Source organism: Dasania sp. GY-MA-18 (assembly GCF_024734385.1).
GTDB lineage: Bacteria > Pseudomonadota > Gammaproteobacteria > Pseudomonadales > Dasaniaceae > Dasania > Dasania phycosphaerae.
In genome coordinates, this window is sequence record NZ_JANHAP010000009.1 from 53443 (window position 1) to 75756 (window position 22314).

Sequence of the window (22314 nt, forward strand, 5' to 3'; positions counted from 1 at the left end):
CTATGCTCTCTCGCGTGGTTGAAATGATTTATTGGACGGCTAGATATTTAGAGCGCACTGAAAATTTGGCCAGGCTGATTAACGTTAACTCCAATTTATTACTGGATTTACCCAAAAGCATTGCCCCAGGCTGGGAGCCTTTAATTAATATTACCGGCACCAGAGAAAGCTATTTAGAACAGCACGATGATTTTAATGAGCGCACGGTGTTGGCTTATTTGGTTAACCAAAATAATAGCCCTTCGTCTTTGGCCAAAGCCTTATCAGGTGCCAGAGAGAGTGCCAGAACCATACGCGATGTGATTCCGCGAGAAAGCTGGGAGCAAATCAACGCCCTGTATCTCTATGCCAAAGACAATAGTAATAAGGTTTTTGTTAAATCACAGCGCTTTGAGTACTTAAATAATATTATTTTACGCTGTCAAACTCTTAATGGCCTATTCGCCGGCACCATGAACCAAGATGAGGGTTATTCATTTTTATTAATAGGCCGCAATTTGGAGCGCGCCGATATGACTACGCGTATTATTGATGTGCGCTCTGCTGATTTATTAGCGGATGAAAATCAAAGCCTGCAGCCCTTTGATCTTATTCAATGGATGAGCGTTTTAAAATCTTTGTCGGCTTATCAAATGTATAGGCGTAGTATGCAGGTTAAAATTAATCGTTCGGCGGTATTAAAGTTTTTATTTCAATCAGAGGTATTCCCGCGTGCGCCTTATCACTGTATCGCCAAAGTAGAGTTTAGCACTATGGATCTGCCTAATAATGAAGCCCCTCTGCGGCTTATAGGCAGAGTAAAGCGCGATTTAATTGATACAGATGTAGGTAACTTAGAGCAAGAAGCGTTGCATGAATATATAGACCAACTGCAACTCAGTTTTATTAATATAGGCGATGCTTTTAGCGAGCAATATTTTTTATCAGGCAATATGCAGCATCAGCAGCAGGCTGATTCATGAACTTGGTTTCTACGATAAGTTTTTAGCCAGTTATTCAAAAACGAATAAGGATGCATCAGCGATGTGGTTACGTACCAGCTGCGAATTAAATTTTGTTATTCAACAACCCACCCCTTTTGTGTTTATGTTAAGGCCGCGCAGCGGTGCCCAACAATGGGTGGCGCGAGAGGAATATGCCATAACACCGCATTTTCAGGCTGAGGAGTACACCGATATATACGGCAATCTGTGCCAGCGCTTGATTGCCGAGCCCGGCAATTTAACCGTGCGCACCAGCGCCGATATTATGACCAGCGCCAAATTGGATGAAAGCCCAGGAGCGCCGTTTACCTTAATACAGCATCTGCCTGAACAAGTATTAATGTATTTATTGCCCAGCCGTTACTGTGAGTCCGATAGGTTTCATGAAATGACTATGCCTGCGGTAGAAGGGCAATTGGCGGGTTATGACCAAGTAGCGGCTATTGTTAATTGGGTGAGAAATAATATTAGTTACAGCCCCAGCCAGGAGAATTGGCCCATCAGTGCCACCGAGGTTAATCAAAACGGCCAAGGGGTGTGCCGCGATTTAGCGCATGTGGCAATAGCCATGTGCAGAAGTATTAGCATACCCGCACGCTTGGTGGTGGGTTACTTGCATCAACTGCAGCCCATGGATTTGCACGCTTGGTTTGAAGCCTATGTGGGTGGCCGCTGGTACAGTTTTGACCCCACTCAAGCACAGCTAAAAGGCGGCTATGTAGCGGTGGGCTTTGGCCGCGATGCCGCCGATGTAGCTATTTATAATCAGTTTGGGCCGGAAACTTTTGCCCATAGCCAAAAAATCACCGTTAAATTGTTGAACAACAATGATCACTAATTTAATAGGTTTTTTGGTTTATTTTACAGCGCAGGACTAAGGCGCATATCAATATGCTAACCTACCCGGTCATGCCGGACTTGATCCGGTGCTAGGCTACACCGTTCTTACCTTGGTCATACCGGACTTGATCCGGTGCTAGGCTACGCCGTTCTTACCTTGGTCATACCGGACTTGATCCCACTAGTGTCCGGATAAAGTACCATTCCGGTCATGCTGGGCTCCGACCCAGCATCCACGAAAACTGAAATACCCGAGCAATCCTCAGCGTATGATTAAAATGTGCTGTCAAAATAGTCATTTTTTAAAAAACCTGTGTCAAATACATACTACGAACTTCGTAAGCCTATGGGTACCGGCTCAAGGCCGGCACGACAGCCTGAAAGTGAGTCATAAATCTAAGCGGCGTGCATTCTACTCTCTATTTGTAGTGTCAAATACATGCCAATACGATTTTAACCGGACACTAGTGGGACTTGATCCGGTATCCACCTAATCTTGCCTTTCGGACTAATAGGATCCGAGTCATTAAAAGCTAAGCCCATGTGTATGGGTAGTTATTGAGCCCAATTAATTTTACCCCTAAGCTGTTTCTTATTTTACTTATTGCTAACTGCAGCGGTCGACTTGAGCTTGCCCAAACTCTGCAAAACGATAGGCAATACAATAAGTGCGATTCCCAATAACGAAAGCCCATCCAAATATTCCTCAAAAAACAACATGCCCAGCAGGCTAACAAAGATCAAACCCGAATATTCAATAATGCCTAAGTAAGAGGAGGGCGCGCGCTGATAGGAAAACACCGCACTGCCGTGATAAGCCAAAGTAAATATCGCGCTTACGGCAATTAAACCCAGTTCTATGGCTGACACAGGTTGCCAAAATAACAGCGCCAATAGCCCTGCTAGGGGTAGTGATAAGAGATTGGTCCAAAATAGGGTAATAGTTACGGGTTGATCCACCGGTAATTTTTTAACCAGTATATTAAACAGCCCCCAAGTACAGGCGGTGCCCAAGGCAAACAAAGCGGCCCAGTGAAATTGTGAGGGCCGCAACACTATGAGTACGCCTATAAAACCTATAACCGTGGCGATGGCGTGGGCGGGCTGTACTTTTTCTTTGAGTAGCCAAATAGACAGCGGCAACATAATTAAAGGCGCGGCATAAAACACTGCATTGGCCGTGGCCAAGGGCAGGTGGGTGAGGGCTACCATTAGGCAGCCGCTACCTATTAATACTAAGTGTGCTCTAAGCAGGGTGATGGCAGGATGCTGTAGTTGGCGCTGGTTGCTGTTATAGCGTAAGTAAAAAGGCAGTAATAAAAGCAGGCAGCACAGTTGCCGTATCACTATGTATTGAAAGGCTGACACGCCACCGGCTAATAATTTTACCGCAACATCGGATAACGAGGCGGCAAAATTTCCCGCCACTAATACCACAATGGCTAGGGCGGTTACGCTAAGGCGGTTCACGGCTGAGGGCTGCGGCGCATGTCTATATGCGGTATACCATCTTCCAAATAGCTGTCGGAAAAAGCCTTAAAGCCAAAGCGGCCATAAAACTCACTCAGGTGTAGCTGCGCGCCTATATCTATAGTGCAAGCGGGCCACAATTGTTGGCATTGTTCTATGGCTTGCTCAATAAGCTGTTGGCCCAAGCCACCGCCACGGTGATCGGGGTGGGTGACTACACGGCCTATGCTGACGTGATCAAAAGAGATGCCGGGGGCCAGCAGTCGGCTGTAGGCGGCGAGCTGTCCGTCTTTGTAGCCTAATAAATGATAGCAGCCGGGGTGCCTGTCTTTATTATCCAGCTCGTTATAGGGGCAGTCTTGCTCGACGATAAATACATCCACCCTAAGCTTAATTAGCTCATAGAGTTGCTCGGTATTGAGTTGCTTAAAGGGTAGGCATATCCAGTTCATAAGACGCTCGTTAACAGTGGTTTTTCTGTGGCGCACTTTAGCGTTTAAACGCAGTATAGACCTTAACCTTTGTTAAGATCTTAGTCTTTTTTTTATGCGGCTTAAGCTGATGGGGGTAATGCCTATATAAGAGGCGACTTGGTAATCTGTGAGTTGCTGCTCTAGCTCGGGGTAGTTTTCGCTAAACAGCTTGTAGCGTTGTTCGGGGCTGTGCAGCAGCATGTAGCGCTCTTTACCTTCTTTGTATAACAGTTGGTTTTCTATTAGCTTTTGATAAAAGGGGTGCGCTTGTTCACGCCATTGTTGCACCTGTTTTATCGGTACGCGCAACAGTTGACAGTGTGTAAGGGTGGCGACCATATAAGGTGATGGTTGCTGGGTGAGTAAGCTTTCAAAACCTACAATAAAATCCCCTTGCCAATAAAACTCCTTGCTAAAGGTTTTGCCTTCATCGGTAAGATAATAAGCTTGGCATAGGCCGCTGACTATATAGTAGGCGTACTCTATGGCTTGTTGCTGTTTGCACAGCAGGGTTTTGGGTGCTAGCGCTATTGCTTCGGCGTACTGGCCGTAAAGCTGTGCTTGTTGGTCGTTAAAGCCTTGCTGTTGTAGCAGCGCGATATAATCCTTATTCATGCGGCTATAGCTCTAGGCGTTTTTTTAAACGATAAAAATTACTGCGGTCCATACCTAAGGCTTGTGCAACCTGTGCCTGATTACTTTGGTATTGCTTTAATAGTTTTGTTATAAGTTTTCGCTGAAAATCATCAGTGGCTAGTTTGATATTTATAGGCTGAGTTGTGGTGTTAGTGCTAGCTATGTTTTCTGCGCTACTGTAGCTGATGTGCGTTGCTGCGGCAGTACTTTGTTGATCGCTGTGTTGCTCTATACCTAAATCATCGGCGGTAATTTGTAACAAAGATGCGGTGGCTAAGGCATTATTTTTCGCTTTTAAAATGGCGCGGCTAATGCTGTGCTCTAACTCGCGTATATTGCCAGGCCAGTGGTAGTGCAGTAGTTGTGTTTGGCTGTGTGGGTCTAGGCGCACCGCTGGCAAGCCCAAGCGTCGGCGCTGCTGCTCTATAAAAAAACCTGCCAGTAATAATACATCGCGCTTACGTTCACGCAGGGGGGGTACATGTATGGGGTAAACGCTTAGGCGGTGGTAGAGGTCAGCACGAAAGCGCCCGGCTGACACTTCCTGTGGTAGTTGCCGGTTGGTGGCGGCAATAATGCGTACATCAACCGATAGTGCTTGGTCGTTGCCTATGCGCTGTATCTCTCCGCTTTGCAGAGCGCGTAATAATTTTGCTTGTGCGGCTATGGGGATTTCACCTACTTCATCAAGAAACAGGGTGCCGCCGTTAGCTAGTTCAAATTTGCCCGCCCGCGATTGCGTAGCGCCAGAAAACGCGCCTTTCTCATGGCCGAATAATTCACTTTCAATCAGGTTTTCGGGCAGCGCTGCACAGTTTACATACACCAAGGCGGCATTGGCTCTAGAGGAGTGCTGGTGAATTTGCTGCGCGACCAGCTCCTTACCCACGCCGGTTTCGCCGCAAATTAATACAGATAGATCTGATTCGCCTACGGTAGTTATTTCACGGCGTAGCGAAGCCATGGCGGGGCTTTTGCCTATCATCGGTTGGGCACTGCGGTCGGCTAATACCGATTGCACGACTTGGTGTTCGTGTTGAAGTTGCGCCTCTAGGCTGTGTATTAAATCGGCCGTTTTCACAGTGGCTTCTGCTAAGCGTATAAAAGCCTCTAGTTCTTGGGTGTTGATATGGTCAAAGGTACCCACCTTGAGGGCATCCAAGGTTAACACCCCCCAAGGCTTGCCGTGTACATGTAGTGATACCCCCATGCAGTCATGTACATGTAGGGCAGTGTCTTCGCTGGCAATTAAACCATCGTAGGGGTCGGGCAGCGGCGAGTCGGCATCAAATCGCAAGGGCGCACGGCTAAGCAGTATATGGGCTAGGCGGGGGTGTTGGTCTAGATCAAATTGTCGGCCTAGGGTGTCTTCGCTGAGTCCATCAACGGCTAATGGGATTAGGGTTTGCCCCTGTAGCCTAAGCAGGGCGCTGGCATCACAGGGGAAGACTTGTTTAAAGGCGCGCAGTAGCCTTTGCAGGCGTTCCTCTTCGGGTAAGGCTAGTGATAGGTCGGTGACGATGGCGAGTAGCGACTGGGTAAACTGGCTTGTTGTCATTTTGATCTCTTTGTTGTGTGAGTGACCGGATTTTGTTTTTGTCAAAATGACAACGTTAGTTTATTTTTCTAATTAAATCAACGGATTATATGTTGGTATGGTTCTTGATATAGGTCTTGCTAGTGGCGTTTTAATTAAGGTCGCCCTTGTATTTATACCCTTAGGAGAGTGCAATGTTGTCGCAGCAAAGTAAAGATTTGGTTAATGCCTCACTACCGGCCGTAGGCCCTAAAGTAGACGAGATTACAGCGGTGTTTTACCCGATAATGTTTAGCCGTTACCCCCAGGTAAAAGCCTATTTTAATCAGGCCCACCAGGCCGAAGGTAGCCAGCCTAGGGCTTTGGCTAATGCGGTAGTGGCCTATGCCACTAATCTGGATCGCTTAGAGCTGCTGGGTGATGCTGTTGCATTAATTGTGCAAAAGCATGTATCGCTTAATATTTTGCCTGAGCATTACCCAATTGTAGGCGAGTGTTTGTTGGCGGCCATAAAAGAGGTGTTAGGGGATGTAGCCAGCGATGAAATACTGGCCGCTTGGGGCGAGGCCTATCAGCAGTTGGCCGATTTATTAATAGCAGCCGAAGAGCAGGCCTACCAACAAAACGAACAGCAGCAAGGAGGCTGGCGCGGTGAGCGCGAGTTTATCCTGCGCCGTAAAGAGCAAGAGAGTGAAGTGATCAGCTCTTTTTATTTTGAACCAGCCGATGGTAAGGCTATAGCCAAACATTTAGCCGGTCAGTACACAACGATAGTATTTAGCGTGAACGGCGAAACCCTGCGCAGAAATTATTCATTATCTAACCAGCCCGGCACCGACTATTACCGTATTAGTGTAAAGCGCGAGCCCGGCGGTGTGGCCTCAAATTATTTGCACGATCACCTTAGTGTGGGTGACAGAGTGGCTTTAACACCGCCCGCAGGCAACTTTACTCTCAATCAAGAAAACCGTCCGGTGGTATTGCTTACCGGTGGCGTGGGTATTACTCCCGCGATGAGTATGCTTAACCCGGCATTGGCCAGCGGCCGCGAGGTACACTTTGTGCATGCCGCGATTAATGGTCGCCACCATGCGTTTAAAGAGCATGTTGACCAGTTGGCGGTGCAGCACAGTAATTTAAAAATTAATTATTGCTATGAAAAACCCAGCGCTGAAGATAAACCCCATGCCCAAGGTTATTTAAACCGCGAGCTGCTAGCAGATATGCTACCCAGCGATAAAAATATAGACGTGTACATGTTAGGCCCTAAGCCTTTTATGCGAGCCAGTTATAGCGCGCTAAAAGCTTTAGGTGTGCCGGTAGAAAATATTCAATATGAATTTTTCGGCCCGCTAGAAAGCTTAGAGCCCGCGGCCTAAGTGTTTGTTAATGCTAGCTGCAGTGCATAATGCTCTGCGGCTAGCTAATAATATGACTAAAGAAAAACAGCGGAGAATACGATGAAAGATTTACCCACTGATGTAGTCGCCTACAAGAAAACTCCAGAGTTTGATGAGAATACGGTGCCCAAAGGCCTATTAAAAGCCCACCAAACCAAAGAGGGGGTGTGGGGTAAAATCATCATACTGGCGGGTCAACTAGAGTACCGCATACTAGCGCCGCAAAATGAAACCCTGGTGTTAAGCCCAGCGCAGCACGGCGTAGTAGAGCCCACGATGCTGCACCAAGTAAAACCCCTAGGTCCAGTAAAATTCTACGTGGAATTTTACCAACGCCCTTAAGCCTAAACATTAAGTGGATGCTCCACTCGTCGTACCGGCCTTGAGCCGGTAGCCAAGAGCACCAAGGCGAAATTACCATCGAAAATAATGGCTAATAAAACACTATTTCTAGTATTTATTAGAGCGAAATAGTCGAATTAAATAGAAACTCAGTTTATCTGGATGCCGGGTCGCGGCTCCATTAGTGTCCGGTTAAATTACTATTTCGGTCATGCCGGGCTTCGACCCGGCATCCACGGAAACGGAAATATCCTAGCAGTCTTCAGCGTGTGATTAGAATGCGCTATCAAAATAGTCATTTTTTAAAATCTGTATTAAATACATGCCACGAACTTTGTAAGTCTATGGGTACCGGCTCAAGGCCGGCAGAGCCTACCCCGCGAGCATCGCGAGTGCTTTGGGTACGACAGCCTGAAAGTGAGTCATCAATCTAATCGACGTGCATTCTATTCCCTATTTATAGGGTCAAATACATACGATTACGATTTTAACCGGACACTAGTGGGGTCGTAGCCCGGCATGACCGAGGCTGTATTCCTATTGGGACGTCGTCAAAGTCATGGGCGCCGTCTGAGTAATAAATTTTTAATATATTACAACTGTAAATCATTAGTTGAGACTTTTTATCAAGAGACTCTTTATCTAGTGACTTGCAACTAGGAACTAGTGACTCCTTAACCAGCCACTGTTATCTCTTCCATAAAATCCAACATACCCTGTTGCCTAATCGTTTTTCTATGATTGGCCCATAGCGTTGCGATTTTCTCTTGGTTACAGGTTTTTCTGTCTACCAGTACCCGGGTATTTAATTCGCCAATTTTTTCGGTGGTGGGGCATTTGCTAAACACCACTTGGTTGCTGATTAAATCCATAAACGGCCCCGACTTGCTGGTGGGCATAATAAAAATTAGCTGTAGGCCCAAGGCCTGTGTTAAATAGTTGATCACCTCGCGGGAGCGGGTTTCATCCATTTTTGAGAAGGCTTCATCCACTAACACCATGCGGCAGTGGCTATTGCCCTCGTTAAATTTAAAGGCCGAGGTGACTGCCGCGGCGCGTATAATATAGGCTGGGGTTTCTAACTGGCCACCCGAACCGGTGCCGTATTTGCTTAGTGCTATGGGCTCTTTGCCTTTGGGGGTTTTGTAAATCTCGTAGCGGCGGTAGTGGCGGTAGTCGCTAATACGCTGCAACTCTTGCAGGGCAAATTGGCTGTCTTTATCTAATAACATGCTTAGCAGTTTGTCGCGCACCAGGCAGGACTTATCGCTTAGCGCCGCGTCAAATAAGGTGCTGCCATCACCCAGGTTAGGCATGTCTATGACTTCTTTAAAAAATCGCCAGTACTCTTGGTATTCGGGCACCCAGTCGTAGCCAAAGCTAAACTGCTCTTGGTCGGAGCCAAACACATGGTGTTCTAGCTCTTGGTTTAGGTCATCCAATATGCGCTTGCCATCGTTTATGGATTGGTAAATAGAGTGGCACAGATTGGTTACAAAAGCGGTGTTAAAGCTTTCTTTTAGGCTGGCAATTTTTTCGTGTTTTTCTACTAGCACATTATTTTTTAGAGCGTTATATACCCCGGCAATTTGTTCTAGCAGGGCGGCCATGTTTTTAAAGTGCTCGGCATTATGGGCTTCGCCGCCGTGGTTGAAATAGACAATATTGTTGTAAGCGTTGCTGTGTTGGTTGTGCTGAGTAATGGTTTCGTAGAGCTGGCGGTCGGTTTTATCCAGGCGAGCTAAGCAGTCGTGGTTATCGGCCACAAAGGAGTATTCGTCCATGGCGGCTTTAGCGCGCTGCTCGGCTTGCTCTAGCAGGGTTTCGGCATTAAAACGTGGGTATATATCGCTGGCTTTTATTACTTGGGCTTCTTTGGCCTCTTGCTGCTCTTGTAATTGCTCACGCTCGTTTTCAAATTTTTCTAGGTTGTATTCAAACAGGCGTATTTTGTCTTTATAGGCGCCGCATTGCTCGCTGAGCTGTTGCAGGCTTTGTTCTATGCTTTGGTACTCGGCTTGTTTGCTGTGTAGTTGTGCTTCCAACTCTTCAAAATCGCTTAGGTCTAGGTTGGCCAATTGGTTTTCGGCCATGTCCAATTGCCTATAGTAGGTGAGCATATTGCTGATGATGTCGCTGCACTGCACCGCTTGTATGTGGTTGACCAATTCGTGTACACGGGCGATATCTTGGTAGGCCTCTTCTAGTTGGTGGCTGTGCTGTTCTAAGTTTGTTAGCTCGTTTTGTTTGGCGGCTAGGGCGCGTTCGCGGGCACCTTGGCCAAACACTAATTGGCTGTCGCTAACATCGCAGCGGAACATGCTATAGCTACCCGAACCCAAACCATCGGCGGTTAAGCCGCGGGCGGTTTGTTTTAAGGCCTCTTCATCCTCTACACGTATTACCGCACCATAGGAGGCTTTAATAAAATACTCGGCCACTTTGTGCTCAAAGGCCATGACTTCAACAATAGAGTCTTTAGACAGGCTGAGCTTGCTGGCATCGCGCTGGGCTTTAGCGCCCTGAATAATTTTAGCGCTGTTACGCTTGCCCTTAATAGAGCGCACTATACGTATGGCCTGGGCTTCGTATTCGGGTTCCACAATAATGGAAAAACGGGCACCACCTATATAGCCCTCTATGGCCATTTGCCACTGCGGGTCTAACACCTCTACATAGTCGCATAGCACGCAGGGTTTAGCTTGGGGGCATTGCTGCTCTATGGCGGCAATGGCTGCCTCCACATGGGGTGGGTAGCTCACTCTGTGGTTGGCCAGGTGTTTTACTTCGCTGTGTTTACTGTTGAGTTGGGTTTTAAGTTTTAACAGCTGGTCTTTTTTGCTTTGCTGTAAGGATAGCAATTGGTCGCGTATGCTAACGCCGCTGCTTTCGCGTTCGGCCTGATGCAAAAACTGGCCCAATTGGCGGTGGCTGCTTTCTAACTGACTAACATCGTTAAGTTTTTGCTCTAGCGCGCTAATGCCCACCCAGTCTTTGGTTAGCACTTGCTGCATATCCAGGCCGGTGTCGCTGGGGCCGTCTATTACGGCTTTTAATAATTTGCGAAAGGCCTTGCTGTCCAGGTTGCTAATGTCTAAGCCCAGTGAAACTTGTTGTAGCTTTTGTGCCAGTTGGTTGGCGGCTTGGTGGTTTTTAGCAAACTGCTGATCTTGCTCTAGCAGGGGTTTAACCTGGGCGACTAGTTGCTCTTGGTAGTTTTTGATATCGCTTTCTAGTTGGTCTTTGTTTTTTAGAGCATCTATGCCGCTGCGCTGGGCTTCTAATTGCACCAACTGGCTGTGCAGTAATTGCTTGGCCTGTTGCGCTTTGTCTATTTGTTGCTCAGTGTCGCTAATGGCTTCTAAATTGCGGCGCTGATCGTCTTTTTGTTTTAGGTAGCTTTGTTGTTTAACCAATAGTTGGCGGGTGACCTCGGCATACTCGCCGCTGCAATGTTGGCCCCAGTCTTCTATATATTGTTGCGCCGCGTTTTGAGCGTCTTCCAGGTTAGTAATCGCGGTTTTAATGCCGCGAGTTTCTTCGTCCATACTGTGTATGGTTTTCATTAACTCGGAAACTTGTTTGATATCGTCGGATAAATCTTTAGGGTCTAGTATTTCTTTGGCGACGAACTCGGTAATACTTTTTACCGGCTTATAGGCCATAAAATTAGAGAAGGTACGGGCCGCATGTTTGGCCTCTCTATCGCTTACTGCACCTTTTAAACCTTTAAATGCGCCGTATAGGCGACGCAGGTAAGGGCCTTTTTTGTCGTAGCTTTCCACCGCATCTTTGCCTAGGCGTATGCGTAGTAGGTTGGCGATGTCGGTAATGGGGACTATGGTTTTGCCCGATTTTTCTTCTTTAACAAAATCGCTGAGGCTAAGCTCGTGATTGGGGATAATTAAAAATAATAAATCATCCTGCCGTGCCTGGCGGCTGGCGTTGGCTGTGTCTATGCGCGCTCTTACACACATCACGGCGGTAAATACCTCGCCGGTTTCGCCCTGGGTGGGGTGAAACACGCCGGCAACATAGCCATCGGTTAAATGGGTGCGGGCATAGCTGCCATCGTCGCAACCCAGTACATAGGAGGCCAGGGTGCGCACTTGCTTGCCGCCGCGGCCGCGTTGGGTGGTTTCATCTTGGCCGGGGTTGTAAGTAAATAAGTTTTCATGGGCGGCAGTCATGAGTGACTGTATGCCATCGGCAGCGGTAGTTTTGCCCGAGCCATTGCCGCCAGAAAATAAATTGATGGGGCCAAAATCAAATTCTAAGTGTGGGATATTACCCCAGTTAACGTATATGCCGCGCTTACAAAACATCGGTGGCTTCCTCGCTAGGGTTTGTTGTGGTGGCGCGGCTAGGCGTAGGGCTTTGTGGGTAGAGGCTGTCTAGCACCTCGCTGCTAACAAAGCTGGTAATGCTGGGTTGTATGCTAATCCAGCTTTCGGCGGTTTCTAAGTCGGACTCGGCATTAAAGTTAATTAAGCGCAGTTGTCGCAGCCGTTTAAAAATAGCTTTGCGCTCACCTAGGTTGTCGGGCAGTGAGCGGCGCAGTAAGTTTTTATGGGCTATGGCCAGGCCCTCTAAGGGTAATAACACGCAGCCTTTCTCATCCACTTGGCCTTCGCGCAGGCATTTTTCGTATTCCACCCGCAGCACTAAAATTACCGCCACTTCCTGTTGGTTGGGTTTAACTCTAAAGCCTTGGTTAAAAGCCTCGCTCTCGCTATCTATCATGCCGGGTACGCTGGCACCCGGTGGGTATAGGCGCACAAATTTAAATTTGCTGTCGTGTTGTATGCGTACTTTTAAGGGGGCCAAATAATCTTCTACTAGTTGCTCGCAAATAATATAGCGGTCGTAGAGTTTGGCTTCGATTTGGCTCTCGTCGCGGCTGATCACGCCGTAGTCTAATAGGCGTATGAGTAACTCCGAAAAATCATCGGGGTTGAGGTTAACTGTTTTTAGGCTGCTGGCTATTAGCTCGGACAGGATCATATTGGGTTCAGTCGCTAGTTTCTAGTGAGTTGGTTTGTTGAGTAGCTCTATGGTGAACTCGTCGTAGGATTGATAGTACTCAGAGTTGCTGACGGTGTTACCAGTGGGGCTAACTTTAAAGGCTAGCTCAGAGCTGAGGTTGTTAATCGCCCCCACTTCTATAACGTGAGCCATGGCCAGTAAATCGTTAGCATTGTCTATGGGCAGTTGCTTGGTAGAGATGCGGCCGCCATCGCGTAGGGCGTTAAGCACATAGTGGTGTACTTGCTTGCCATTAATAATAAAGGCTTGGTCCAGCAGTTGTTGAATCATGATTTCGCGCTGGGCATCACTATCAATTTCGCCGTGCTCTTGTACGCTGCTATCTACCCATTGTTTTTGTTTACGCTCTTGCAGCTTAATAGCTTGCGGGTCTATTAATTGTAATTTGAGTGTGGCCATGGCTAGGCTGGCCTTGTTTAAACGCTGCGTATAATCCTCATTATTTAAATCAGCCAGTTCGCGGCAAACCTCGACTAAATCATTATTGTGCTGGCTATTGATATAGCTGATTTGCCGTATGATGATGTCGGCCCGTTTGGTAAAACTGTGCAGGGCGCGGCGCAGGGCGGGCAGCATAATATCGGCGGCGTTGCGCATGCGCTGCTCTATGGTGTCTAACACATACCATAAGTAAGATTGTTCGGGTTGGCACAGGTCGGGCAGGGTGCGGCGCAGTTGTTGTTCGGCCTCTTGTTTAAAGGCTTTGTTTTTACGGCGAATTTTGGAGATGACTTTATTAATATCGTCGCGGTGTTTTTCTACACTATCGGCCGACAGGCGCACGGCTATATCGGGCTGAAAGCGCTTTTCCATAAACTCAAAAAACTGATCGCTGGCTTGTTGCACCAGTTGCTGGGCCTCTACCTCGCGCACCAGTTCGCGCTTGCGCTCCTCCAACTCTGAAATGACATCGGTAAAGTCGGTAATGATGCGCTCGGAGTAATCAAAGGCGTCTAATAGGTCGTACACCTCGCCGCGATTAATAAACGCCTCTAAGGCATTTAAAGTATTGCGCGTGTTGCGGTGGCGGGTGCGGATTTGGCTGTGGTCGGACTCCACCAGCGCCAGCGAAAAAATACGCCCCATACGGGTAAAGGGGTAGGTGGATTGCAAGGTGGCGGCATCCACTTGGCACTCTAACCAACCGGCATCTAATAATTGTTTGAGCACCCAGTTGGCCTGCTCGCGGTGATTTTTAAAACGCTGCTCTTGTTCTAGTTCTGGCCCCTGTTCTTCCGGGCTTAGGGGCTCGCCCTCAAACACTAGGTTTTGTGAGCGGGCCAGCGCCTCTTCTAAAATCTCGATTAACTGGCTGCGGTTTAACGATAAGCCATAGTCGGCGCTAGAGCTGTATTGGCGCTGATATAGCAAAGCCAGGCACTGCACCACCTGCTCGCGGTATTTGCTAGATAAGGGCTTAAAGAACTGTAGGCGTTCATCGTTAAAAAACATGATGAGTCTTAGTGAGTGGGTGGCAGTGGCGGTTTCAGAGCGCCTGTGTTTTTGAGGGCTGATTGTAACCGAAGCCCATGGGTGAGAGTAGGGCTTAGTACTATTTGTGTGAGCTGTATGGGCTTGCAAAAGCGATAGTCGGGGCTGCCTGTTTTTTGTACTAAAAACTTACCTGCACAGCCGCGAAAGCCCGCTAGATATTCTGCCTAATGGCGTTAAAATGGCTAAACGCTAACCCAATAAAGGATTGACCATGCCTAAGCTTATCACTGCGCTATTAGTGAGCGCCTTACTCAGCGCCTGCGCCACCTCGCCCACGGGCCGTAAGCAATTGATGATGGTGGACAGCAATCAAATAGCACCGGCGGCGGCTGAATCCTTTGAGCAAATGAAACAGCAAGAGCCGCTGGAACGCGGGCAGGCCGTGAACCGCTACGTACACTGCGTAATAGATCCTCTTATTGTTGAGGCCACTGCCGACTACGAGTTTTTACCCCCCAACTGGGAGATAGCCGTATTTAGCAGCGACACGGTTAATGCCTTCGCCATGCCCGGCGGCAAGGTGGGGGTATATACCGGCCTGCTGCAATTAGCCGAAACCCCCGACCAGCTGGCGGCGGTAATGGGCCACGAGATAGCCCATGTAATTGCCCGCCACTCTGCCGAGCGTATGTCTACCGCCCAGCTGACAGTAATAGGTATGACACTAGCAGGTATAGCTACAGCTAATAATGAACAGCAGTCCATTATTATGGCGGCACTAGGTTTGGGCGCTTATGTAGGCGTGCAACTACCCTTTAGCCGCACCCACGAAACCGAAGCCGACGACATAGGTCAGCGCCTAATGGCCAAAGCCGGCTTCGACCCCGCCCAAGCCGTGCGCCTGTGGCAACTCATGGCAGCCAACGGCAAAACACCACCGGAGTTACTCTCCACTCACCCCGACCCCACTAACCGCGCCGAGCGCCTGCGCCAAAACCTCAAAAAAAAGCGGCCCTTATACCTGCAAGCACAGGCGGCGGGTAAAAAGCCGCAGTGTGTAAAGCCGGTGATACCTGAGGCGGTGAAGGTTGAGGCTAAGGCGGGGTAGTAAGGGGGTTATTACTTCGCTTGGTGTAAAGCTTCGCTCGTTGTTTTACTAGCGGCTGGCGATTATAAATTAGTGCTGTCTGTATAGGCTTATTTATACGCTAGCAACAGCGCCCGTTTATAATCCCCTGCATCAACACTTATGGCAAACTGCGTCAGCCAGTTTTGCAGCTCTGCTTGCCACTGTTTAAGTTCTTCCATTACCAAGGTGTTGTCGTCCAGTGTCCACAGCTGTTCACAGCCTTGGTAGTAATACTGCAATATGAGTAGGGCGGTGGCATCGCCTTGCGCGGCGGCGTCGCGTATTTTTTTGAGTTTGCGGTTGATTTGGTTGAGTTCTTGTTTTAAATCCCATACATAGCTTAGCTCGCTCATATAGGGGTGGCCTTTATAGTGGCGCAAGATCGCTGCGCTAATGAAGGCGGCCAGGGCTACGCCACTGAAGTTCAGCCAAAAATTATCCCCCGTATTTGCATCGCCCCATAAGGCGACAAATAGCGTTGAAAGGCTGAGGGCTAAGATGACTAGCGCAGCGACTAAGGCTATGCCTACGGTTTTATAGCGCTGTTTGTATTGGCTTTTATCTACGGGCTTAAACTGCACAGTTATTGCTCACATTATGGTTGTCGATGAGTGGGGGATTATATAGGTTTAAAGCGCCTTTGTTTGCATAGACTATTTTTTGCGCTACACTGTCCTTTATCCTAGGACTAAGGACGGATAATGAAAAGCCAAGATATTTTACTGCTGTTGAAGCTGATAAGCCTGCATCGCCATGATGAGGTGTTGTCAGAATGGTTTAGTGCGCGCGGCTTAGCGGCAACGACGGGGATTAGTAAAACAGAGGTCAACGCATCACTTAACCGCAGCATTGCTGTTGGTTTGGCAAAATATGACCGGCATACGCAGTTGCCCAAAGTAAATATTTCTGCCCTTTATGGTTTTATTGCTAGTGGTTTGCGCTATGTTTTTCCCGCTAAGCCAACAGCCCTTGCAAGAGGCTTGTTAACAGGATTTGCTGCGCCGGGCTTGGAGGGTTTGGTCGCTTCGGTACAAGGCGAGTATTATGTGTGGCCCGATGCAGAAGGGCAGAGCAGGGGGCAGGCTATCAGCCCGCTATATAAAACTGCTGTATTTGCCGCTAAGCAGGACGAGTGGCTGTATCAAGTTATGGCCTTGATTGATGCTATACGCTTGGGCAGTGCCAGAGAAGCGGCTGTTGCTAAAGCTGAGCTAAAAAGGAGGTTAGCTATATGAATGCACCAGTTTTGGAGGATATGCTAGCAACTGTTGCCAAAGCCTTGGGTGATGTCTTGCTTAGAGATGTGGTATTCGTTGGTGGTTGCGCAACGGCATTATTGGTAACTGATGAGGTTACTAAAGAGGCTGTACGCTATACCGAAGATGTCGATTTAATTACCCAGGTGATGGGTTATAGCCAGTGGCTAAATTTGCAGGAACGGCTTAAAAATCGTGGCTTTTCAGTCAATCAAAATGATGATGTGCTTTGCCGTATGCGCTTAGGTGATTTAAAAGTAGATTTTATGCCTGATGATGAAAGCATTTTCGGTTTCAGCAACCGTTGGTATCGTAGTGCAATTGCTTCCGCTAACGATGTTGTTCTTAGCTGTGGCTGTGTGATTCGTCTGGTTGCCCCGGTCCACTTTTTGGCGACAAAAATGGAAGCCTACAAGGGCAGGGGGAATAATGATCCGCTTTCTAGTCACGATATAGAAGATATTTTAAATGTTGTTGATGGACGAATTGAACTCTTGAGTGAAGTGAGTAACGCAGATATAAAATTAAAGCAATATATTGCCGAAAGTTTTTCTCTGCTGCTTAAACATCCTGGCTTTGATTATGCGGTTCAGGCAGCAGCAAAAAATAGCGAGCAACGTGAGAATATTATTTTTAAGCGATTGGAAGGATTAGCAGCTATTTGTTAATCAATCCTTCACCATCCATTATCGAAATTCAAACACTACAAATTTCGAGTACTCAACCGATGCAGAAACCACAGATTATTAAATAAAGCTATTATGCCCGTCACGCTACGCCCCTATCAACAACAAGCCGTGGATGCCACGCTTAAGCACTTTCGCGCTAGCGATGAGGCTGCGGTGATCGTGCTCCCTACTGGCGCCGGTAAGAGCTTGGTGATTGCTGAGTTGGCGCGTTTGGCTAAACGCCGAATTTTAGTGCTGGCTCATGTTAAAGAGTTAGTGGAGCAAAATCACAGTAAATATGAAAACTACGGCTTTAAGGCCAGTATTTTTGCCGCCGGCCTTAAGCAAAAAGAGGCCGATACGCAGGTGGTGTTTGGCAGCGTGCAATCGGTGAGTCGCAATTTGGCGGCTTTTGATGATCACTTTTCGCTGGTAATTATTGACGAGTGCCACAGGGTGTCTTTGGATGCCGACTCCCAGTATCAAACGATTATCAGCCATCTCAAAGGCTTTAACCCGCAGTTAAAAGTGTTGGGCTTAACGGCCACGCCTTATCGTTTGGATACGGGCTGGATTTATCAGCAGCACATACCCCAAAATGCAGTTAAAAACGCCGAGGCCTGCGCTTTTAAAAGCTGTATTTTTGAATTGCCGTTACGGCAGATGATAAATGAACATTTTTTAACCCCTGTGACGCAGCTGGATGCCCCCGTGGCTTTATACGATTTTGAGCAGCTGCGCCCAGCGGGGCAGCAGGGTTATTTTCAACCCAGCGAGGCTGATTTAAATCGGGTGCTAAAAGGCGCTAAGCGGGCCACCGCTCGCATTATTGCGCAAGTGCTGGAATTGGCCAGCGATAGAAAAGGGGTGATGATTTTTGCAGCTACCGTGGCCCATGCCCGTGAAATACTCACCTACCTGCCGAAAGAGTGCAGTGCAATTATTTTGGGTGATATGAGCAACCGTGCGCGCGATAGCGTAGTGCAGGCCTTTAAAGCCCAACAGATAAAATTTTTAGTGAATGTGTCGGTGCTGACGACGGGCTTTGATGCGCCACATGTGGATTTGATCGCGATTTTACGCCCCACTGAGTCGGTGGGTTTATACCAGCAAATTATAGGCCGCGGCCTACGCTTAAGCCCCGGCAAAGCAGATTGCCTGGTATTGGATTATGCGGGCAACCCCCACGATATTTTTCGGCCAGAAATAGGCCAGCCTAAACCCGATAGCAATGCCGTGGTGGTGACGGTGCCTTGCCCCCTATGCCAGCACCAAAATCAATTTTGGGGCTTAGTGGATAGTGATGGTGATTTGGTAGAGCACTATGGTCGCCGTTGCCAGGGGCTGGTTGCCTCAGCGCTTGATGTTGCTGGGGGGGACTGTGATGTTGAGCCTGCTAAACAGCAATGCGATTTTCGCTATCGTTTTAAAGAGTGCCCCAACTGTAATGCAGAGAATGATATAGCCGCAAGGCAATGCCATCACTGTGAATACTTACTGGTAGATCCCGATCAGCAGTTAAAGGCGGCGCTGCAATTGCGCGATGCCAAGGTGCTGCGTTGCAGCGGTATGAGTTTTGATCAGCATAAAAACGCTAAAGGTAAGTCGCGCTTAAAAGTCACTTACTATGATGAAGACAGTGCCGAGCTGGCTGAGTATTTTGCCTTTGATAGCCCAGTTCAACGCAGCGTTTTTTTACAGCAGTTTTGCCGTCAGCATCTTAAAGATCGCCAGCAAATACCGTCAGTGAGCAATGTAGATGAGGTGATAGCGCAAGCCCAGCTGTTTAGAGCACCAGACTTTGTAATAGGTCGCAAGCAAAAACACTATTGGGAGATACGCGAAAAAATTTTTGATTACCAAGGTCGCTACCGTTTAGCCAATGCATTGTTGTAATTGGGGGGGGGTGACTTTTTTCATTTTGTCTAGGGTTTATTGGTTCCTACTGTGAACAGGCATTTTCCCTGGGGGTAATGGCTTTGCCCTATAATCCCCGCCGCTAATCAACGTAGTAATCAGGAAACACCATGACACAAAAAATAGTCCGTATGGATAAAAACGTACAATGGAATTTTGGGCCTTACCCCCAGGGTGAAATTACCGACAGCCGTACCACTGCCCAGCAAGCCGATCACAGTTATTTGGATGATGAGCAAAGCAGCGCTACATTTTTATACGCGGGTATTTGGCGCTCAGAACCCTGTACCTTAGAGCATGATCATCAAATTGATGAAATGTGCATGATAGTTGCTGGTCACGCGACGATAAAAGATTTGAATAGCGGCCAAGAGGAGCAGGTGAGCAGCGGGGATGTGTTTTTAATGCGCCGTGGCTTTAAACTGCAGTGGGATATACACAGCGACTTAACGAAATACTACATGATAGTTAAGCCGCAATAAGTAAAAACATTGCCAAGCTCGTGCTGGCTAGTAGGGCCTTAGCAGTTTGCTAAGGCCTTGCTGGATTTAGCGATTTATTAGCAAAGCTAGCCAGCAGTGCTTTTAAAACATAGGCTCCCAGGCCGACGACTAACACCCTAAACCCCAGTGGCTGCTCATGGTAACTAAAGCCCTGCATTATGCTGCGGTATAAATCAGCCGTGCTTAACTCTGCTAGAGGTTGGTAGGCGACGGGGTGACAAGCCCATAGCAGTATTAACAAGCTGGCCACTAGGCAGTAAGCACTGGTTAGGCGCAGGGCCTGTTCTATACAATCTTTTTCATAAAGATACAGCAGTTCTTTTCTATAGCATTTAGTCATGAGGGCTTACCCCTGCAGCAACTGATATTGGGATTAAAGCGAAAATAGCGCAGCTATGGCAATGAGGGATTAACGCAGAGTGATAAGTAGTAGCCACAGCATCGTTAAGGCCTAGTCGCTATAGCGCTGCGGTTAATGATTTATGTGAATCCTTGATGGGCTATAAATGTTATCCTTAGCGCTATTGCCGCCGCGTATAGCTGGGGCTACCCACACTCCCGCCTTTGATTGCGATTATCCGTTTATAGAGCTTAGCCATGACATTTAAACAACTGGGCTTATGCCCCCCGATTTTACAAGCCCTTAGTGAGCAGGCTTACAGCAGCCCGACGGCAATACAGGCGCAGGCGATACCAGCAGTGTTGGCGGGCAGGGATGTGTTGGCAACGGCGCCTACCGGTACCGGTAAAACCGCCAGCTTTGTGTTGCCACTTTTGCAGCGGTTACAACCAGACCCCGCCAGCAGTGAGCGTAAACGCCGAGCCAAGCGTTTACGAGCCTTGGTATTGGTGCCCACCCGTGAGCTAGCTATACAGGTGGCCACTAATATTGAGCAGTATGGCAAGCACCTCAGTCTAAAAACCATAACCATGTTTGGCGGTGTTGATGGCCAGCAGCAAAAGCAGCAACTCATTGAAGGGGTAGATATTGTAGTGGCCACACCGGGTCGCTTACTGGATATGGCCCAGCAGCGGGCGCTGCATTTTGATGAATTGCAAATGTTGGTGCTGGATGAGGCCGATCGCATGTTAGACATGGGCTTTATAGGCGATATTAATCGAATCATTAGCCGCCTACCTGAGCGCCGTCAAAATTTATTGTTATCGGCCACCTTATCGGATGAGGTTAGGCTATTAGCCAAAACTGCCATTCACAACCCTGTAGAGCTTACTGTTGCCCCTGATAAGGCTGGCACTAGCCATATTAACCAGTGGTTAGTGAGCGTAGATAAGGATAAAAAATCAGCCTTGCTTAGCCATTTAATTACTGAGCAGGCTTGCAGCCAAGGCCTGATTTTTATACGCACCAAGCATGGCGCGGCTAAGTTAGTTAGCCAGTTAGAAAAGCGAGGTATTAAAGCCGAGTCTATACACAGTGGCCGCAGCCAGGCTATGCGCACACAGTTATTAGCGGATTTTAAAGCGGGGGCAATTAATTTTTTAGTGGCCACCGGTATAGCGGCTCGCGGTATAGATATCACTGAGCTGCAGTGTGTGATTAATTATGATTTACCCGACGATGCTGATGACTATATACATCGCATAGGCCGTACTGGCCGTGCGGGTGCCAGTGGTGAGGCGATATCACTGGTCTCAAAAGATGATTTTAAAAGGCTGTGTGCTATAGAGCGTAGCTTGGGGAAAATTATCACTCGCAAAGTTATTGTGGGTTTTGAACCCGTTAAAGACTTGCCCGCCTCTAACTTGAACTTTTCGCTTAAAAATACCACTAGAGATAACAGTCGCACAAAAAAGAGCAGTAATGAAAAACCGGTGAAGAAAAAAACTACGCAAAAACGCAGGGCTGAGCCTAGCAATAAAGCTAGCCCTAAGCTCAATGAAAAAAGCAATGTGTCACATCAGCAAAAACCTATACAAAGTAATGAGCGGCCTGTGGCCGGCGAACCTAAATCTAAACGCAGGCCATTAACGGGCATGAAAACTAGCGGCTGGGCTAAGCGCAAATAATATTTGTTGAATAGGAGATGAATTGCTCCTCCTGTCATGCCGGGCAGCGCCCCGGCATCCATCAACTACTATTTGCAATAATACGCTTATCGATAAGCTCAATGACTGTTTATCGTATTTGGTGTTAGCACGCCGTTACTGTTTATAGATGCCGGCTCAAGGCCGGCATGACGGGGCGTGGGGTTGATTCGTAAATAATATTTGTAGGATAGGAGATGAATTGTTGCTCCTGTCATGCCGGGCAGCGCCCCGGCATCCATCAACTACTATTTGCAATAATACGCTTATCGATAAGCCCAATGACTATTTATCGTATTTGGTGTTAGCACGCCGTTACTGTTTATAGATGCCGGCTCAAGGCCGGCATGACGGGGCGTGGGGTTGATTCGAAAATAATATTTGTAGGATAGGAGATGAATTGTTGCTCCTGTCATGCCGGGCAGCGCCCCGGCATCTATGAGCTAGGCGTTACTGTTTATGAATGCCGACTAAAGGCCGGTGTGACGAGCTGCATGGTGACTCAGACTGGTTGCTGCAAAGTTTTCTAAAAGAAAACTTTGCAAAAATTTTAAAAAAACACTTGCATGCTAATGCCACAAAAAGAAAATGCCGCAGCTTGCAGCTTGCAGCTTGCAGCTTGCAGCTTGCAGCT

General features: G+C 47.9%; 19 protein-coding genes. 10 read left to right on the plus strand and 9 right to left on the minus strand.

The genetic code is table 11. From position 1 onward, the window contains the following. Positions 1 to 2: 2 nt before the first annotated feature. Positions 3 to 962: an alpha-E domain-containing protein gene (locus NO559_RS11610; RefSeq protein ID WP_258332003.1), complete on the plus strand. Its 960-nt coding sequence runs from the start codon at positions 3 to 5 to the stop codon at positions 960 to 962. Positions 963 to 1023: 61 nt separating this feature from the next. Then, positions 1024 to 1821 (plus strand): transglutaminase family protein, encoded by a 798-nt coding sequence (locus NO559_RS11615; RefSeq protein WP_258332004.1) that lies wholly within the window; start codon positions 1024 to 1026, stop codon positions 1819 to 1821. Positions 1822 to 2420: 599 nt separating this feature from the next. On the opposite strand, the gene NO559_RS11620 is transcribed toward NO559_RS11615, so the two are convergent. From NO559_RS11620 to norR, 4 genes are all read right to left on the minus strand, one after another. Further along, complete coding sequence (locus tag NO559_RS11620; RefSeq protein ID WP_258332005.1) at positions 2421 to 3293, minus strand: DMT family transporter; 873 nt, start codon at positions 3291 to 3293, stop codon at positions 2421 to 2423. Then, a complete protein-coding gene (locus NO559_RS11625; protein ID WP_258332006.1) occupies positions 3290 to 3745 on the minus strand; it encodes a GNAT family N-acetyltransferase in 456 nt (151 codons plus the stop codon). Before NO559_RS11625 ends, NO559_RS11620 begins: the two co-directional genes overlap by 4 nt. A gap of 72 nt (positions 3746 to 3817) precedes the next feature. Beyond that, positions 3818 to 4381: a Crp/Fnr family transcriptional regulator gene (locus NO559_RS11630; RefSeq protein ID WP_258332007.1), complete on the minus strand. Its 564-nt coding sequence runs from the start codon at positions 4379 to 4381 to the stop codon at positions 3818 to 3820. Between the two features lie 4 nt (positions 4382 to 4385). Continuing rightward, positions 4386 to 5960, minus strand: coding sequence for a nitric oxide reductase transcriptional regulator NorR (gene norR, locus NO559_RS11635; protein WP_258332008.1), 1575 nt, complete (start codon positions 5958 to 5960; stop codon positions 4386 to 4388). 173 nt (positions 5961 to 6133) lie between these two features. On the opposite strand from norR, the gene hmpA reads away from it, so the two are divergent. Both hmpA and NO559_RS11645 read left to right on the plus strand, forming a co-directional pair. Continuing rightward, positions 6134 to 7318 carry an NO-inducible flavohemoprotein gene (gene hmpA / locus NO559_RS11640; protein ID WP_258332009.1) on the plus strand — a complete coding sequence of 395 codons (1185 nt, stop codon included), beginning with the start codon at positions 6134 to 6136 and terminating at the stop codon, positions 7316 to 7318. A gap of 81 nt (positions 7319 to 7399) precedes the next feature. Further along, on the plus strand, positions 7400 to 7681 hold the full coding sequence (locus NO559_RS11645; protein WP_258332010.1) for a DUF1971 domain-containing protein: 282 nt from the start codon (positions 7400 to 7402) through the stop codon (positions 7679 to 7681). 674 nt (positions 7682 to 8355) lie between these two features. On the opposite strand, the gene NO559_RS11650 is transcribed toward NO559_RS11645, so the two are convergent. Genes NO559_RS11650 through NO559_RS11660 form a run of 3 tightly spaced genes read right to left on the minus strand, consistent with a single transcriptional unit; the run spans position 8356 to position 14179 of the window. Further along, positions 8356 to 12006 carry an ATP-binding protein gene (locus NO559_RS11650; RefSeq protein ID WP_258332011.1) on the minus strand — a complete coding sequence of 1217 codons (3651 nt, stop codon included), beginning with the start codon at positions 12004 to 12006 and terminating at the stop codon, positions 8356 to 8358. Then, entirely contained in the window at positions 11996 to 12685 is a 690-nt protein-coding gene (locus NO559_RS11655; protein ID WP_258332012.1) for a DUF4194 domain-containing protein, read from the minus strand. The genes NO559_RS11650 and NO559_RS11655 overlap by 11 nt, the downstream gene beginning before the upstream one ends. A 21-nt stretch (positions 12686 to 12706) precedes the next feature. Continuing rightward, a complete protein-coding gene (locus NO559_RS11660) occupies positions 12707 to 14179 on the minus strand; it encodes a Wadjet anti-phage system protein JetA family protein (protein WP_258332013.1) in 1473 nt (490 codons plus the stop codon). A 253-nt stretch (positions 14180 to 14432) separates the two neighbouring features. Between NO559_RS11660 and NO559_RS11665 the strand changes: the two genes are divergently transcribed. After that, complete coding sequence (locus NO559_RS11665) at positions 14433 to 15269, plus strand: M48 family metallopeptidase (protein ID WP_258332014.1); 837 nt, start codon at positions 14433 to 14435, stop codon at positions 15267 to 15269. 89 nt (positions 15270 to 15358) lie between these two features. Here the strand turns inward: NO559_RS11665 and NO559_RS11670 are convergent, their stop codons facing one another. Then, positions 15359 to 15871, minus strand: a complete 513-nt coding sequence (locus NO559_RS11670; RefSeq protein ID WP_258332015.1) for a DUF3087 domain-containing protein — start codon at positions 15869 to 15871, stop codon at positions 15359 to 15361. A 120-nt stretch (positions 15872 to 15991) separates the two neighbouring features. On the opposite strand from NO559_RS11670, the gene NO559_RS11675 reads away from it, so the two are divergent. The 4 genes from NO559_RS11675 (at position 15992) to NO559_RS11690 (ending at position 19613) form a co-directional block, all read left to right on the plus strand. Further along, on the plus strand, positions 15992 to 16525 hold the full coding sequence (locus tag NO559_RS11675) for a hypothetical protein (protein WP_258332016.1): 534 nt from the start codon (positions 15992 to 15994) through the stop codon (positions 16523 to 16525). Next, on the plus strand, positions 16522 to 17214 hold the full coding sequence (locus tag NO559_RS11680) for a hypothetical protein (protein ID WP_258332017.1): 693 nt from the start codon (positions 16522 to 16524) through the stop codon (positions 17212 to 17214). The genes NO559_RS11675 and NO559_RS11680 overlap by 4 nt, the downstream gene beginning before the upstream one ends. A 93-nt stretch (positions 17215 to 17307) precedes the next feature. Continuing rightward, the gene (locus NO559_RS11685) at positions 17308 to 19110 is read left to right on the plus strand and encodes a DEAD/DEAH box helicase (RefSeq protein WP_258332018.1); all 1803 of its coding nucleotides are present in this window, start codon (positions 17308 to 17310) and stop codon (positions 19108 to 19110) included. 131 nt (positions 19111 to 19241) lie between these two features. Continuing rightward, positions 19242 to 19613, plus strand: a complete 372-nt coding sequence (locus NO559_RS11690; protein ID WP_258332019.1) for a cupin domain-containing protein — start codon at positions 19242 to 19244, stop codon at positions 19611 to 19613. Positions 19614 to 19662: 49 nt separating this feature from the next. Here the strand turns inward: NO559_RS11690 and NO559_RS11695 are convergent, their stop codons facing one another. Then, positions 19663 to 19974, minus strand: a complete 312-nt coding sequence (locus tag NO559_RS11695; protein ID WP_258332020.1) for a hypothetical protein — start codon at positions 19972 to 19974, stop codon at positions 19663 to 19665. 257 nt (positions 19975 to 20231) lie between these two features. Here NO559_RS11695 and NO559_RS11700 point away from each other — a divergent pair, with 257 nt between their 5' ends. Then, the gene (locus tag NO559_RS11700; protein WP_258332021.1) at positions 20232 to 21662 is read left to right on the plus strand and encodes a DEAD/DEAH box helicase; all 1431 of its coding nucleotides are present in this window, start codon (positions 20232 to 20234) and stop codon (positions 21660 to 21662) included. The last annotated feature ends 652 nt before the right edge of the window (positions 21663 to 22314 follow it).

Coding starts and splice junctions, on each gene's coding strand:
- NO559_RS11625 (WP_258332006.1), bottom strand. CDS start 3,745: ATGAACTGGATATGCCTACCCTTTAAGCAACTCAATACCGAGCAACTC.
- NO559_RS11700 (WP_258332021.1), top strand. CDS start 20,232: ATGACATTTAAACAACTGGGCTTATGCCCCCCGATTTTACAAGCCCTT.
- NO559_RS11660 (WP_258332013.1), bottom strand. CDS start 14,179: ATGTTTTTTAACGATGAACGCCTACAGTTCTTTAAGCCCTTATCTAGC.
- NO559_RS11615 (WP_258332004.1), top strand. CDS start 1,024: ATGTGGTTACGTACCAGCTGCGAATTAAATTTTGTTATTCAACAACCC.
- NO559_RS11675 (WP_258332016.1), top strand. CDS start 15,992: ATGAAAAGCCAAGATATTTTACTGCTGTTGAAGCTGATAAGCCTGCAT.
- NO559_RS11665 (WP_258332014.1), top strand. CDS start 14,433: ATGCCTAAGCTTATCACTGCGCTATTAGTGAGCGCCTTACTCAGCGCC.
- NO559_RS11630 (WP_258332007.1), bottom strand. CDS start 4,381: ATGAATAAGGATTATATCGCGCTGCTACAACAGCAAGGCTTTAACGAC.
- NO559_RS11650 (WP_258332011.1), bottom strand. CDS start 12,006: ATGTTTTGTAAGCGCGGCATATACGTTAACTGGGGTAATATCCCACAC.
- NO559_RS11690 (WP_258332019.1), top strand. CDS start 19,242: ATGACACAAAAAATAGTCCGTATGGATAAAAACGTACAATGGAATTTT.
- NO559_RS11685 (WP_258332018.1), top strand. CDS start 17,308: ATGCCCGTCACGCTACGCCCCTATCAACAACAAGCCGTGGATGCCACG.
- NO559_RS11680 (WP_258332017.1), top strand. CDS start 16,522: ATGAATGCACCAGTTTTGGAGGATATGCTAGCAACTGTTGCCAAAGCC.
- NO559_RS11610 (WP_258332003.1), top strand. CDS start 3: ATGCTCTCTCGCGTGGTTGAAATGATTTATTGGACGGCTAGATATTTA.
- hmpA (WP_258332009.1), top strand. CDS start 6,134: ATGTTGTCGCAGCAAAGTAAAGATTTGGTTAATGCCTCACTACCGGCC.
- NO559_RS11695 (WP_258332020.1), bottom strand. CDS start 19,974: ATGACTAAATGCTATAGAAAAGAACTGCTGTATCTTTATGAAAAAGAT.
- NO559_RS11655 (WP_258332012.1), bottom strand. CDS start 12,685: ATGATCCTGTCCGAGCTAATAGCCAGCAGCCTAAAAACAGTTAACCTC.
- NO559_RS11645 (WP_258332010.1), top strand. CDS start 7,400: ATGAAAGATTTACCCACTGATGTAGTCGCCTACAAGAAAACTCCAGAG.
- norR (WP_258332008.1), bottom strand. CDS start 5,960: ATGACAACAAGCCAGTTTACCCAGTCGCTACTCGCCATCGTCACCGAC.